Below are 14094 nucleotides of genomic sequence, written 5' to 3'. Positions count from 1 at the left end.
CAAAAGATGTCGTTACTTAAATGATGCCCATTTCTTTTCCTACTTTTTCATACTTAAGAATTGCTTCATCTAACATTTCTTTCGTATGAGCTGCTGTAGGCATATTACGAACGCGCCCTGTTCCTTTTGCTACAGTTGGGAACACGATAGATTTTGCGTATACACCTTCTTCATTTAGACGTTTACTAAATTCTTGTGTTAATACTTCGTCCCCAATGATACAAGGTGTAATTGGCGTTTCACTTTCCCCAATGTTAAAGCCAAGTTCTTTTAATCCTTGTTTCAAGTAGCGGCCATTTTCCCATAAGCGATCGTGTAACTCTGTGCTTTCCATTAAGATTTCAATTGATCTCATGCAAGCTGCTGCATCAGCTGGTGTTAATGCTGTAGAGAATAAGAATGGACGTGAACGAACTTTTAACCAGTCAATTAAGTTTTGTTTCCCTGCTACATATCCACCAATTACCCCAATTGCTTTTGATAATGTACCAATTTGGAAATCAACTTTATCAGAAAGACCGAAGTGCTTTACAGTTCCTGCACCTTTTCCAAGTACACCTGAACCGTGTGCATCATCTACGTATGTCATTAAATCTAACTCTTCTGCAATCTCAACAATTTCTGGTAGTTTTGCAACATCTCCATCCATCGAAAAGACACCATCTGTAATTACCATTAATTTATTGTAAAGACCTGATTCTTTCGCCGCGATTGCTTTTTGGCGTAAATCTTCCATATCAGAATGTTTATAAACAATAATTTTTGCTTTTGATAAACGACTACCGTCAATAATAGATGCATGATTTAATTCGTCTGAAAGAATCGCATCATTTTTATCCATAACAGCTGAAATCGCTGCCATATTACAGTTAAATCCTGATTGATAAGCAATTGCTGCTTCTGTATGTTTAAACTTTGCAATTGTTTCTTCTAACTTAATATGCAAATCTAAAGTACCGTTAATTGTACGAACAGCCCCTGCTCCAACACCGTACTTATGAATAGCACCAATTGCTGCTTCTTGCAAACGGCTATCTGTTGCTAATCCCAGATAGTTGTTTGAAGATAAGTTAATATATTCTTTTCCGCCAATTGTAATGATCGGTCCATTTGAACTCTCAAGCGGATCAATTACGTTATAAAGCCCCTTTGATTTTAAATCCTCTAAATTTTCTTCTAAAAATTTCGCAAGTGTTTTACTAGACATCGTGAAGCCTCCCATCGTTCATGTAAGCGGATTATTGTCTTAATAGTTCTAATAATCCCTCTACTAGCTTAACACGTTTTCAGAATTTATTATAGAAAAATAGTTTAAAGTAACCGCTTACAATTCTAGATTATATATGATTCATTACAATAAATCTATCATTTACTTTTCATATTTGATAGAATAAAAAAAATATTTCGGGAGGTTTCAAACATGGCATTTACAGAATCTGATGTATACAATAACACAGCATTTTTCGAACAATATATGAAACGAAGATACCGAGAAAATAGCCCAAATGAATCCATTGAAAAACCAGTATTCTTTCAGCTCATTGGTCATGTACAAGGAAAACAAATTCTCGATTTAGGCTGTGGTGATGCTAAGTTTGGCGCGGAATTATTAGAGAAGGGATGCTACTCTTACACCGGCATTGAAGGCTCCGAACTTATGTATGAAAAAGCTAAAAAACAACTAGAAAATAAAAATGGATCTGTTCATTTTTTAAACCTCAAAGATTATACCTACCCCTCTTCCACTTTTGATTTAGTAACATCTAGACTCGCCTTACATTATATTGAACATCTTGATACTATTTTTCAAAATGTATTTCAAACTTTAAAAACAAATGGCACCTTTACCTTTAGCGTTCAACATCCCGTTATTACTTCTTCATTTGAAAGCTTACAAACAAGTGGTAAAAGAACGATTTGGCTCGTCGATGATTACTTTAAACTAGGCAAACGGGTTGAACCATGGATTGACCAAGAAGTTATTAAATATCATCGTACAACGGAAGAGTATTTCACATTATTACAGCAAGCCGGATTTACCATTACATCATTAAAAGAAGCTACACCAAATCCAACCTATTTTCAAGATGAAGAAGAGTATAAACGTCGCTTACGTATTCCTCTCTTCCTCTTATTTTCTTGTACCAAATAAAAAAAACGATGAATCACTCATCGTTTTTTTATCTCATTGCCTGAGCAACTTCTTTAACTACACGTCTTCCTCTTCCGTGAGGGATACAAAGCGGTGTTCCAAACAACGGATCCGTACTAATTTGACACTCCATTCGGAATACATCACGTACTAGTTTCTCATCTACCACTTCTTCAGGTTTACCTTGTGCATATATTTGTTTATCTTGAATTGCTACAATGTTATCTGCATAGCGGCATGCTAAATTCAGATCATGTAATACCATAACAATTGTTCTTTGTTCTGTTTCATTTAATTCGAATAATAAATCTAGCACTTCAATTTGGTGAGTCATATCTAAGTATGTAGTTGGCTCATCCAGTAAAATGATATCTGTATCTTGTGCAAGTGTCATTGCGATCCAAGCACGTTGACGCTGCCCACCTGAAAGAGCATGCACATCACGCTCAGCAAATTCTGTCATACCTGTTGCTGCAAGTGCCTTCTGTACCATTTCCTCATCTTTTTCTGACCACTGTTTCAGCCATGTTTGATATGGATAGCGTCCTTGTTTTACAAGTTGCAATACTGTAAGCCCTTCTGGTGCTTGCGGTCCTTGCGGTAAAATTGCCATTTGACGAGCAATTTGCTTCGTTTGCATACTTTGAATAGCTTGATTATCTAACAAAATGTCACCAGTTGTTGGCTTTAATAATCTAGCTAGTGAACGTAATAAAGTTGATTTCCCGCAACCGTTGGAACCGATAAAGATTGTAATTTCACCTTTTGGAATTTCTAAATTCAACTCATCAATAATAATTGTTTCACCATAAGACAACGTCAAGCGTTTCGTCTCCAATGCTTTTTGCATATTCATCTCCCTTTATGAATTCCGACTTTTATAAAGTAAATAAATAAAATAAGGTGCACCAATTGCTGATGTAAATACCCCTGCTGGAATTTCAAGTGGTGTGAAAATTGTACGCCCTATTAAATCTGCAGCAAGTACTAGAATTGCACCGACAATAGCTGCAACTGGGAGCAATGCACCGTATAAAGAACCAACTAGCCTTCGTGAAATATGAGGTGCCATTAAACCGACAAATCCAATCCCTCCGGCGAAGGCAACTGCTCCCCCAATTAAAGCCGTACTAAGTAATAACATGAATACGCGTGACTTCGTTAAAGGAACACCAAGTCCTACCGCAATATCATCCCCTAGCTCTTGCGCATTTAAATGTCTAGCAGCTATAAATGATATTACTGTTAAAATGAGAACCCACGGTGCAAGTACCATAACATTTTGCCAAGAAGAGCCATAAACGGTACCCGTAATCCATACATTCGCTTGGCTCGCTTGATAAATTGGTGCTAACAACATAAATAATGTTGTTGCCGCCTTCGTTAATGCCCAAAATCCAACACCAATTAAAACGAGAATAATTGGTGATAATCCATCATTTTTCCATGCAAATAAGTATACAAAAACCGCTACAATCGTTGCTCCTGCAAAAGCTGCTAACGGCATATAATGAATGCTTACAGTTAGCGCATTATTTTTATCACTAAATAGCGCTAAAAATAATACAACTGCGACACTTGCCCCGCCCGTAATCCCGATGATATCAGGAGAAGCAAGTGGATTTCGAACGAGCCCTTGTAAAATACAGCCCGCTACCGCAAGCGCAATTCCTACGAGGATAGCAATTAAAATACGTGGCATACGAAACTTATTTACAACCATATTTGACATTGCATCGCCATTTCCGGTAATTGCTTGCCATACGTCATAAGGAGCAATTTTCATGTCTCCCATACCTGCGCTCGCAAAGAATAATCCTATTAAAACAACTAGTAAACTTAACAAGACGAGACAAGCTCGTTTATACATTAAAAACGAGAGCTCACCTTTTCCTATACGAAACGGAATATATTTCTTCATTTGCTAAGCCCTCTCTTACGTGCAATATAAATAAAGAATGGAGCTCCAATAAATGCTGTCATAACTCCTACTGGTACTTCTTGTGGCATAATGACATATCTTGCTGCTATATCAGCCAATATTAGTAGTATTGCACCTAACAATCCGCTATAAGGCACTCTCCATATGTGGTCAACTCCAACAAGAAATCTCGCAAAATGCGGAGTAATAATTCCAATAAATCCAATTGGGCCAGCAACCGCAACTGAACCACCAAGACAACAGTACAATAATAAGTAACACGAATGATTTCATTAAAATTGTTCGTTGTCCAAGTCCTTTCGCGACGTCTTCTCCCATCATCAATGTATTTACTTTCCCTGCCATCATAAGAGATGCAATCCATCCTATTAATAAATATGGGAATACAGATTGTAAAATTTCTAACTTTCTCCCTTGCACAGATCCAGCAAGCCAAAATAATACCTCTTCAAGTGCTTTTTCATTTAACACAAGTAATCCTTGTGTTAATGATGAAAATAATGCACTAATTGCGACCCCTGCTAACGTTAACTTAAGAGGAGTAGTCCCTTCTTTTCCTAAAGAACTAGAAGCAAATACAAGTACAGCTGCAACCGCCGCTCCTAAAAAGGCAATCCATGTGAAAGCTGATAATGATGTTACTGAAAAGATTACAATTGCTACAACTATAAAGAACGCAGCACCTGAATTTAATCCAATAAAATCTGGAGAAGCAAGTGGATTCTTAGTTAAAGTTTGCATAAGACAACCAGCAATGGCTAAACTAGCACCAACACTAGCTGCAATTAACGCCCTAGGCAGACGTACATTTTGAATAATAATATGTTCATTGGAACCGTTAAAATGGAAAAAAGCATCCAATGCTAGTTTCCAACTCGTATTTGTATATCCGAAAATAATACTTCCCCAAATACAAATAACGACTGCAATGATTCCAACAAATAATCCAATCCATTTTGCTCGATTTGTTTTTAATAACATGCAGCGTTTCCCCTTCAATGTATAATGATACGTTGTTAGTGTATTTCAACTTAATTCTCATTGTCAACGGAAATGAGAATTATTATGGGGCATATGTATTGACAATCAAAAGATAAAGGCTTAATATCATGCTTGCTATTGAAAAATATTCTCAACATATAGGGGGTACATAATGAATTTCATGCGGAAGAAATCGTTTACAGTATTTGTATTTTTACTAGCATTTTCAATGCTTTTAAGCGCTTGTGGAAAATCAAATAACAAAGAAGAATCTACAAAAGAAGATAATAAAAAAGAAGTGGTTACTGTAGAACATGCAATGGGTAAAACAGAAGTTCCTGCTAATCCAAAACGTGTAGTTATCTTAACAAATGAAGGAACTGAAGCTTTACTTGAATTAGGTGTGAAACCAGTTGGTGCTGTAAAGTCTTGGACTGGTGACCCATGGTATCCACATATTAAGGATAAAATGAAAGATGTAAAAGTTGTTGGTGATGAAGGACAAGTTAACGTTGAAACAATCGCTTCTTTAAAACCAGACTTAATTATCGGTAACAAAATGCGCCACGAAAAAGTGTACGAACAATTAAAAGCAATTGCACCTACTGTGTTCTCAGAAACATTACGTGGTGAATGGAAAGATAACTTCAAATTTTATGCAAAAGCATTAAATAAAGAAAAAGAAGGTCAAAAAGTTGTAGCTGATTACGAATCACGTATGAAAGATTTAAAAGGCAAACTTGGCGATAAAGTAAATCAAGAAATCTCTATGGTTCGTTTCATGCCTGGTGATGTTCGTATTTATCATGGCGATACATTCTCTGGTGTTATTTTAAAAGAACTTGGATTTAAACGTCCTGGAGATCAAAACAAAGATGATTTTGCAGAGCGTAACGTATCTAAAGAGCGTATTTCTGCTATGGATGGTGACGTATTATTCTACTTCACATTCGATAAAGGAAATGAGAAAAAAGGATCTGAACTAGAAAAAGAATATATAAACGATCCTCTATTTAAAAATTTAAATGCCGTAAAGAATGGTAAAGCATACAAAGTCGACGATGTTATTTGGAATACAGCTGGCGGTGTAATTGCTGCTAACCTATTACTAGATGACATCGAAAAACGCTTTGTTAAATAATATTTCCTTAACCAGCTCCCTTCTGTGGAGCTGGTTATTTTTCAATTCACTTAAATGTCACATTATTTCGTTTTGTATTTTTATTCCCAATATGTTATATTGAGAAAGTAAATAGAATATATTTTCTTTATATCAGAATAAATGTTTTAATCTAAATTTTCTGATTAATCACTATTTTATTTTCTTTTAGAATTCAATTATTACATTTGAAAACGCTTATCATCTCGTTTTCAGGGCAAAATACAGTAACGGTCGAAGAAAAATAGAACTTTTTTAGAAATTTTCTTTCTATTTCCATATAATTCTATTGACTTCTAAATATTTTGTAAATTAAAATGATTACATAAATATCCGTTATACAGGATTAGGGGGAAACAAAATGGATGCAGCTTTAAAATTAGACAAAGCTGGAGAGCAACAATCACCAAAAAAACATCCACCAGGGTTATACTTGTTGTTCTTTACAGAAGCATGGGAAAGATTTAGTTATTACGGAATGCGTGGCTTATTAGTTCTTTATTTAACAACGAGCTTAGTAAGCGGCGGTTTAGGATTTGATAAAGCAGTTGCAGTTCAAATTTACGGTATTTTCACAATGTTAGTATACTTCACACCGATTATCGGTGGTTGGTTAACTGACCATTTCATTACGAAGCGACATGCCATTACTATTGGTGGTATCATCATGGCACTTGGTAACTTTGTACTATTTTCAATGAACACAAAAACCGGACTATTTTTAGGATTAGGATTATTAGTTATTGGTAATGGATTCTTCAAACCAAATATTTCGACTTTATTAGGTCAATTATATAGCGAAAACGATTCTCGTCGTGATAGTGCCTTCACTATCTTCTACATGGGAATTAACTTAGGGGCTTTTGTTGCTCCATTCATTTGCGGTTATTTCGCAGATTATAAATATGGATTCTTAACAGCTTGTATCGGTATGATCATTGGTCAGATTGCCTTTAACTTATTAGCACCTCGTTACTTAGGATCTATCGGAACAACTGTTGTAGGGAAAAAATCTAAAGAAAAAAATGCAAAAGTAATTGAGAAAAAACCTTTAACAACACAAGAGAAAAAACGTACTGCTGCAATTTTAATTTTAACTTGTTTCGTAGTATTCTTCTGGGCAGGATTTGAACAAGCTGGTAGTTCTTTAACACTTTACACAGATAAGTTCGTAGATCGTACAATTGGTGGATTTACAATTCCAACACCTTGGTTCCAATCTGTAAACCCACTATTCATTATCTTATTAGCATTACCAGTTTCTGCATTATGGATTAAACTTTCGAAAACAAAAAATGGCGATTTAAAAATCCCAACAAAAATGGCATTAGGTATGATTTTACTAGGAATTGGATATCTAGTTCTAACTTTAGCTGTATTAAAAACTGGTAGCGATGAAAGTAATATTACAATAAAGGCAAACTTACTATTCATTGTATTCACTTACATGTTCCATACAATCGGTGAGTTATTCTTATCACCTATCGGATTATCTATGGTAAGTGCAATCGCTCCTGTTAAATTAGCATCATTATTAATGGGTGTATGGTTAGCTGGTACTGGCTGCGCAAACTTATTAGCAGGACAATTAGCTGCTTTCACTCAATCTTTAGGATATTTAGAAGTATTCGCAAGTATCGGTATTATCGTAATTGTACTGGGATTAGTACTTCTTATGTTCTCTAAGAAAATTGCACATATGATGGAATAACAAAAAGACGCTTCTCAATTGAGAAGCGTCTTTTTTATTATTTCTCCTCTAAAGCTGTCACGTCCACATGAACGCTCTCACCAGGATTAGATACATCATACACTTGAGCACTCCCCTTCTGCTCATCACAGCTCTCAATCCATACTGGTACGCCCTCATATGTAACGTCAATTCTACTTGAAGAAGATAAAATTTGTTTCACACGTTTCACATCCATACTACTGTCCCTCCTTTTGCTTACTACACTCCTTTCTATTTTTTCTTTTCCTTTTAGAATATATTCCGTAAGGCAGCATGTTGATTGATAGTCATTTCTTCCTCACATGCTAATATTTACTCTCTCGCTACCTTTCTGACAAATAAAAAAAGACGTATATTCCATACGTCTTTTTCCATAATATTCAAATTTTAAGAAAATAATGTTTTTACTACCGCACTTACTTTATCATTATGGATTTGATAATACACTTCTAATCCTCGTCTTTCAAAGCGCACTACTTTATTTTGCTTTAACTTCGTTAAATGTTGTGAAACCGTTGATTGCGGAATTTCTAATACTTCCTGTAGTTGTGTTACATTACATGTTCCTCTTTGCATAAGTTCCATTACTAGACGTAGACGAAGTGGGTGAGCTAACGCTCTTAACATTTGTACATCTTCTTCTGAAATACGACATTCGAATTGATTTTGGCTCATAAAGTTCCCCTCATTTTCGTTTTTATTTGCGTTTTTATGTTCTTTTTATTTATTTATATATCTGTTCTTATATTTCCTGTTACGACATAACTTTATCAACCTATAAAGCCGAAAAATTTTTCCATCTTTATCAGCAAAAATTCAGGAAAAAATCCTTGCTGATTTTGAATATTATACTATATGATATAACGAAAAAGCAAAATAATGGCCTACGAATACTTTGCTTGCAAACGTTGTTTTATCAAGCTTTTTGTTATATTTTCACCTCATTGAAACGCACAGTAACGGTATTGTAAAATACCGTCTATAATTGATAACCTATCGTAATGTAGTTGAACTATAATTAACCTCTTTGTTACGCTAAAAGGAATTTTCAGTAAAAAGAGATGATGTGATATTAAAAGTTTGTTTCTAATTTTTATTCGTATTGCAAGCGGTTGGACTGTTGTGCAAAACTTCCTATTTAAATCCACTCACCAATCCTCCCTCACACTAGATCAAATAGGACAGATCAGTTCATATATCAAACTTTATACTCGATATAAAAGATGGCATCTAATATACACTTATAGGAAACATGCCAGCTGAATAAGCAAAATAATATGCAAATAGTTTATACAGCACACTTAAATTCATTTGAGTGTGTTTTTTGTCTACTTTATGAACAAAGCTTTTCTTTTAACACTATTATGGAATAATTATACTTTTTTACGTTGACAATAGTGTTGAAGGAGAATATACTAAGCATGTAAGTTGATTGTGAATAATTTCACAAATAATGTGAATTTCTTCACATATAATAGATAGGAGTTGTCATTATTATGAGTACTTGGACACAAATTTATGACCCATTAAACAATATTTGGTTATCTGCACTAATCGCAGCACTTCCAATCTTTTGTTTCATCATTTGTTTAATGGGATTCAAAATGAAAAGTTACATGGCTGGTCTTTATAGTGTGATTGTCGCTATTATCCTTGCAATATTTGTTTATAAAATGCCAGCAACAGTAGCTGTAGCATCTGCTGGATTCGGTGTTTTATCTGGATTTTATCCAATTTGTACTATCGTTATCGCCGCAATTTTCCTTTACAAATTAACTGTTAAAACAGAGCAATTCAATATTATTCGCGATAGTATTTCAAGCATTACAAATGATCAACGTTTACAAGTATTATTAATCGCTTATTCTTTCGGTGCTTTCTTAGAAGGTGCAGCTGGTCTAGGGGTTCCAGTTGCTATTACAGCCGCACTACTTGTAGGTATGGGCTTTAATCCATTAAAAGCAGCAGGTATTTGTTTAGTAGCTAATATTGCTGGTGGTGCTATGGGTGCTATGGGTATTCCAGTTACAGTGCCAGCACAATTAACTCAACTTGACGCATTAACTATTGGTCGTCAAACTGTTCTTATTTTACCTTTCATTAGTATTATTTTACCTTTCTTACTTGTTTCAATGGTCGATGGAATTAAAGGTATTAAAGAAACTTGGCAAGGTATTCTTGTAAGTGGTGTTTCTTTCGCTATTACTCAATTCGCTGTGACTTACTTCTTAGGTGCAGAACTTACTAATATTTTCGCAGCAGTTGTAAGTATGATTGCTCTTGCATTATTCTTACGTGTTTGGCAACCAAAATCTTCTACTAAAGAAGAAAAACAAGAAACTAAAGTATCACATACATTCAATCAAATTTTATACGCTTGGTCTCCATTCGTATTCTTAACTGCATTTGTAACAATCTTTAACTTAAAACCGATTAAAGCTTTATTTGCTCCAGATGGTGCGTTAGCAAACTTAGTATTTAACATTCAGTTCCCTGGTCTTCATAATGCTGTTATGAAAACTACACCAATTACAAAAGCTGATACACCTTTCGCAGCTGTTTTCAAATTTGATGTATTCTCTTCTACAACTACTGCGATTGTACTAGCAATTATCGTTTCACTTATCGTTTACCGCGTAAAAGGTAAAATGGTTAAAGAATTAATGATTGAAACAATGAAAGAATTAAAAGCTCCAGTATATACAATTTGTAGCGTTATCGCTTTAGCTTACGTAGAAAACTACTCTGGTATGTCATCTACACTTGGACTTGCATTCTCTTCTACTGGTAATGCATTCCCAGTTCTTTCTCCAATCTTAGGATGGATTGGCGTATTCATTACAGGTTCAGTAGTTTCAAGTGGTTCTTTATTCGCACCACTTCAAGCAGTAACAGCAGACCAGTTAAACATCGTTCCTTCTACACTCGTTGCCTTAAACGTAGTAGGTGGTACAATGGCAAAAATGGTTTCACCACAATCTGTAGCAGTTGCTTGTGCCGCAGTTGGACTAGTTGGTAAAGAATCTGCTCTATTTAAAACAGCAATGAAATACAGTTTAATCTTCTTAGCTGTTATTAGCTTACTTCAATTAAACGCTGTATTTAATATCTTTTAAAAATAAAACACCGCTCCAAGTGGATCGGTGTTTTTCACATTACATTTTTTTATTTTTTAATAAAGAAGCTCCAGCAATTTCAGGGTGAGTCATTTCGAATGGATCTAAAATAATATCCAATTCCTCTTCTGTCAGTACACCATGTTCTAAACATAACTCCCTAACAGATTTCCCTGTTTCAATTGCTTCACGTGCAATACGAGATGCTACTTCATAACCAATATGAGGATTAACTGCTGTAATAATTCCAACACTTTTCTCAACATATTGCTTCAGCAATTCTTCATTTGCCGTAATTCCTTCAATACAATATTCACGGAATACACGGAATCCATTATTCATAATACTAATAGATTGAATTAAATTAAATACAAGCACAGGCTCCATTACGTTTAACTCTAATTGTCCTGCTTCTGATGCTAAGCAAATTGTATGATCGTTTCCGATTACTTGGAATGCGACTTGGTTAATCACTTCTGCCATAACTGGATTTACTTTACCTGGCATAATCGATGAACCTGGCTGACGTGCTGGCAATTGAATTTCAGCTAACCCAACACGTGGTCCAGACGCCATAATACGAAGATCGTTTGCAATTTTAGACATGTTCATCATACATACTTTAAGTGCTGCAGATACTTCTGTGTATGCATCTGTATTTTGCGTTGCATCAACTAAATGCTCTGCACCAACAAGTGGGAATCCACTAAACGTTCTTAAATGTTTTACCACTTGTTCAATATACATAGGATTTGCATTCAATCCTGTACCAACAGCTGTCGCCCCCATATTCACTTCATATAAATGCTGACGAGACTGTTTAATTCTTTTTATATCACGCGCAAGCACTCGGCTATACGCTTCAAATTCTTGTCCAAGGCGAATTGGAACTGCATCTTGTAAATGTGTGCGTCCCATTTTAATAACGTGATCAAACTCTTTTGCTTTTTTACGAAAAGCAGAATGAAGTTCTTCCATTGTAATAAGAAGCTTTTCTAACATCATAAGAGTTGCAATATGAATCCCTGTTGGAAACGCATCGTTCGTTGATTGGGCCATGTTCACATGAGTGTTTGGGCTAATTTTCGCATACGCCCCTTTTTCATATCCCATACGTTCTAACGCTCTATTCGCAATTACTTCATTTGTATTCATATTAATAGAAGTTCCGGCTCCGCCTTGAATAGGATCCACGATAAATTGATCATGAAACTTTCCATCAACAATTTCTTGCGCTGCTTCTGCAATTTCATGTCCAATGTCTTTAGCTAAGTAACCAGTATCTATATTCGCAAGCGCCGCCGCTTTTTTCACAATTGCCATTGCTGTAATGAGTGATGGATGAATGCGATATCCTGTAATTGGGAAGTTTTCTACGGCACGTAATGTTTGTACACCATAATAAGCTGCACTTGGTACTTCTTTTTCACCTAAAAAATCTTTTTCTATACGTATATCCTTCGTTGCTATCATTTTTATCACCTATACTTTTTCATTCTAAATCCTTATCCAAAAAATCCGCCCTCTAAAAACACGAGTATCATTCAGAAGAATTTTTCAGTATCCACCTTCACTATATAGCACCTTTTTTGAAAGCGCAAACATTTATTTTTCTGTATATCCTTTTTATTAAAGTTTATAGAAAATCATTCTTCTACTTTCCTTATTTCCACTCGTTTAATTTGATGCATATCCTTTTCAAGGACTTTAAAATAAAAACCGTGTTTCTCAATAATATCTCCTTCAGCAACGATTTGTTTTTGTACCATAATCCAGCCACCAATTGTATCTACATCATCAGCAATTAAATGTATGCCAAGCAAATCATTTACTTCACTAATAAGCACTTTTCCTTCTACGATTTTATAACCTTCACTTATATGCTCTATAGGGGGATTCTCATCTTCATCGTATTCATCTCGAATTTCTCCAACAATTTCTTCTAAAATATCTTCTAGTGTAACAATCCCAGCTGTACCACCATATTCATCATACAATACAGCTAATGGAATGTGTTTTCTTTGCATTTGTAATAGTAAATCATGAATTGGAATATTTTCTAGCACTTCAATAACTGGCCTTGTATATGGCATAATTGAGCACTCCTCATCCCGATTACCATCCATATAACGAATAAATAAATCTTTTACATTAACCATCCCAATAATTTCATCTTTATCTTCACCAAATACAGGATATCTCGTGTACTTTTCTTGCGCGATTACTTTAATATGTGTTTCAAATGGTTCGTCCTCATATAAGCCTACAACTTCCGTACGAGGTACCATAATTTCTTTTGCTACTCTATTATCAAATTCAAAAATATTATTTACATATTTAAATTCCCTTTGGTTAATCTCTCCGCTCTCATAGCTCTCAGATAAGATTAACCTTAATTCTTCTTCTGAATGAGCTACTTCATGTTCAGAAGCTGGATGTAATCCGAATAAACCAGTTACAACCCTCGCTGAACCATTCAAAGCCCAAATAAACGGATACATAACTCGGTAAAAATAAATAAGTGGTTTCGATAACAATAAGCTAACTTGTTCTGCTTTTTGTATAGCAAATGTCTTTGGAGCAAGTTCCCCAATGACAACATGTAAAAATGTAATTACTGCAAAGGCAATAATAAATGAAACTGTACTGGAAATTGCAGGTGAGAATTTTAATTTTAAAAACAACGGCTCGAGTAAATGTTTAATGGTTGGTTCCCCTAACCACCCAAGCCCTAAAGCAGTAATTGTAATACCTAGCTGACAGGCCGATAAATATTCATCTAAATTTGAAGTTACCTTTTTAGCTGCCAGTGCACCTCGTCTTTTTTCGCTAACGAGTTGATCAATACGACTGCTACGTACCTTAATAATTGCAAATTCAACAGCCACAAAAAATGCTGTTAACCCAATAAGAATGACTACCATCAATAATTTTAAAATATCCACATATGCTCTTTAGCTTTCTTAGCTAAAGTTACACCTCCTTTTAAAAAGAAGTTTCACTTTAGTTTCT

Annotated in this window: 11 protein-coding genes and 1 pseudogene; 4 read left to right on the top strand and 8 right to left on the bottom strand. The window is 35.0% G+C overall.

Going from position 1 to position 14094, the window contains the following annotated elements; genetic code table 11:
* Positions 1-16: 16 nt before the first annotated feature.
* Positions 17-1207 carry a glycine C-acetyltransferase gene (locus tag BC_RS03115; protein WP_000095905.1) on the bottom strand — a complete coding sequence of 397 codons (1191 nt, stop codon included), beginning with the start codon at positions 1205-1207 and terminating at the stop codon, positions 17-19.
* A gap of 213 nt (positions 1208-1420) precedes the next feature.
* On the opposite strand from BC_RS03115, the gene BC_RS03110 reads away from it, so the two are divergent.
* Positions 1421-2152 carry a class I SAM-dependent DNA methyltransferase gene (locus BC_RS03110; protein WP_000885971.1) on the top strand — a complete coding sequence of 244 codons (732 nt, stop codon included), beginning with the start codon at positions 1421-1423 and terminating at the stop codon, positions 2150-2152.
* A 28-nt stretch (positions 2153-2180) separates the two neighbouring features.
* Here the strand turns inward: BC_RS03110 and BC_RS03105 are convergent, their stop codons facing one another.
* The 3 genes and pseudogenes from BC_RS03105 to BC_RS03095 all read right to left on the bottom strand — a co-directional run bounded on the left by BC_RS03105 (position 2181) and on the right by BC_RS03095 (position 5075).
* Positions 2181-3002 carry an ABC transporter ATP-binding protein gene (locus BC_RS03105; RefSeq protein WP_001167962.1) on the bottom strand — a complete coding sequence of 274 codons (822 nt, stop codon included), beginning with the start codon at positions 3000-3002 and terminating at the stop codon, positions 2181-2183.
* 12 nt (positions 3003-3014) lie between these two features.
* Entirely contained in the window at positions 3015-4073 is a 1059-nt protein-coding gene (locus BC_RS03100; RefSeq protein WP_000760056.1) for a FecCD family ABC transporter permease, read from the bottom strand.
* Positions 4070-5075 (bottom strand): annotated as a pseudogene (locus tag BC_RS03095) (FecCD family ABC transporter permease). The gene BC_RS03100 and the pseudogene BC_RS03095 overlap by 4 nt, the downstream one beginning before the upstream one ends.
* A 172-nt stretch (positions 5076-5247) precedes the next feature.
* Between BC_RS03095 and BC_RS03090 the strand changes: the two are divergent.
* A complete protein-coding gene (locus BC_RS03090) occupies positions 5248-6216 on the top strand; it encodes an ABC transporter substrate-binding protein (RefSeq protein ID WP_001010276.1) in 969 nt (322 codons plus the stop codon).
* A gap of 379 nt (positions 6217-6595) precedes the next feature.
* The gene (locus BC_RS03085; RefSeq protein WP_000338317.1) at positions 6596-7945 is read left to right on the top strand and encodes a peptide MFS transporter; all 1350 of its coding nucleotides are present in this window, start codon (positions 6596-6598) and stop codon (positions 7943-7945) included.
* Between the two features lie 37 nt (positions 7946-7982).
* Here BC_RS03085 and BC_RS03080 read toward each other — a convergent pair whose 3' ends face one another.
* The gene (locus tag BC_RS03080; RefSeq protein ID WP_000382679.1) at positions 7983-8162 is read right to left on the bottom strand and encodes an acid-soluble spore protein H; all 180 of its coding nucleotides are present in this window, start codon (positions 8160-8162) and stop codon (positions 7983-7985) included.
* A 191-nt stretch (positions 8163-8353) separates the two neighbouring features.
* The gene (locus tag BC_RS03075) at positions 8354-8641 is read right to left on the bottom strand and encodes an ArsR/SmtB family transcription factor (protein ID WP_000081428.1); all 288 of its coding nucleotides are present in this window, start codon (positions 8639-8641) and stop codon (positions 8354-8356) included.
* Positions 8642-9462: 821 nt separating this feature from the next.
* Here BC_RS03075 and BC_RS03070 point away from each other — a divergent pair.
* Positions 9463-11082: an L-lactate permease gene (locus BC_RS03070; RefSeq protein ID WP_000109096.1), complete on the top strand. Its 1620-nt coding sequence runs from the start codon at positions 9463-9465 to the stop codon at positions 11080-11082.
* 39 nt (positions 11083-11121) lie between these two features.
* Here the strand turns inward: BC_RS03070 and aspA are convergent, their stop codons facing one another.
* Positions 11122-12555, bottom strand: coding sequence for an aspartate ammonia-lyase (aspA, locus tag BC_RS03065; RefSeq protein ID WP_000562128.1), 1434 nt, complete (start codon positions 12553-12555; stop codon positions 11122-11124).
* Between the two features lie 173 nt (positions 12556-12728).
* Positions 12729-14027: a hemolysin family protein gene (locus BC_RS03060; RefSeq protein WP_000353313.1), complete on the bottom strand. Its 1299-nt coding sequence runs from the start codon at positions 14025-14027 to the stop codon at positions 12729-12731.
* Positions 14028-14094: the final 67 nt, after the last annotated feature.

It is taken from the genome of Bacillus cereus ATCC 14579 (assembly GCF_000007825.1).
GTDB lineage: Bacteria > Bacillota > Bacilli > Bacillales > Bacillaceae_G > Bacillus_A > Bacillus_A cereus.
The sequence above is the reverse complement of the archived record's forward strand: the minus strand, read 5'-3'. Positions and strand labels throughout refer to the sequence as shown.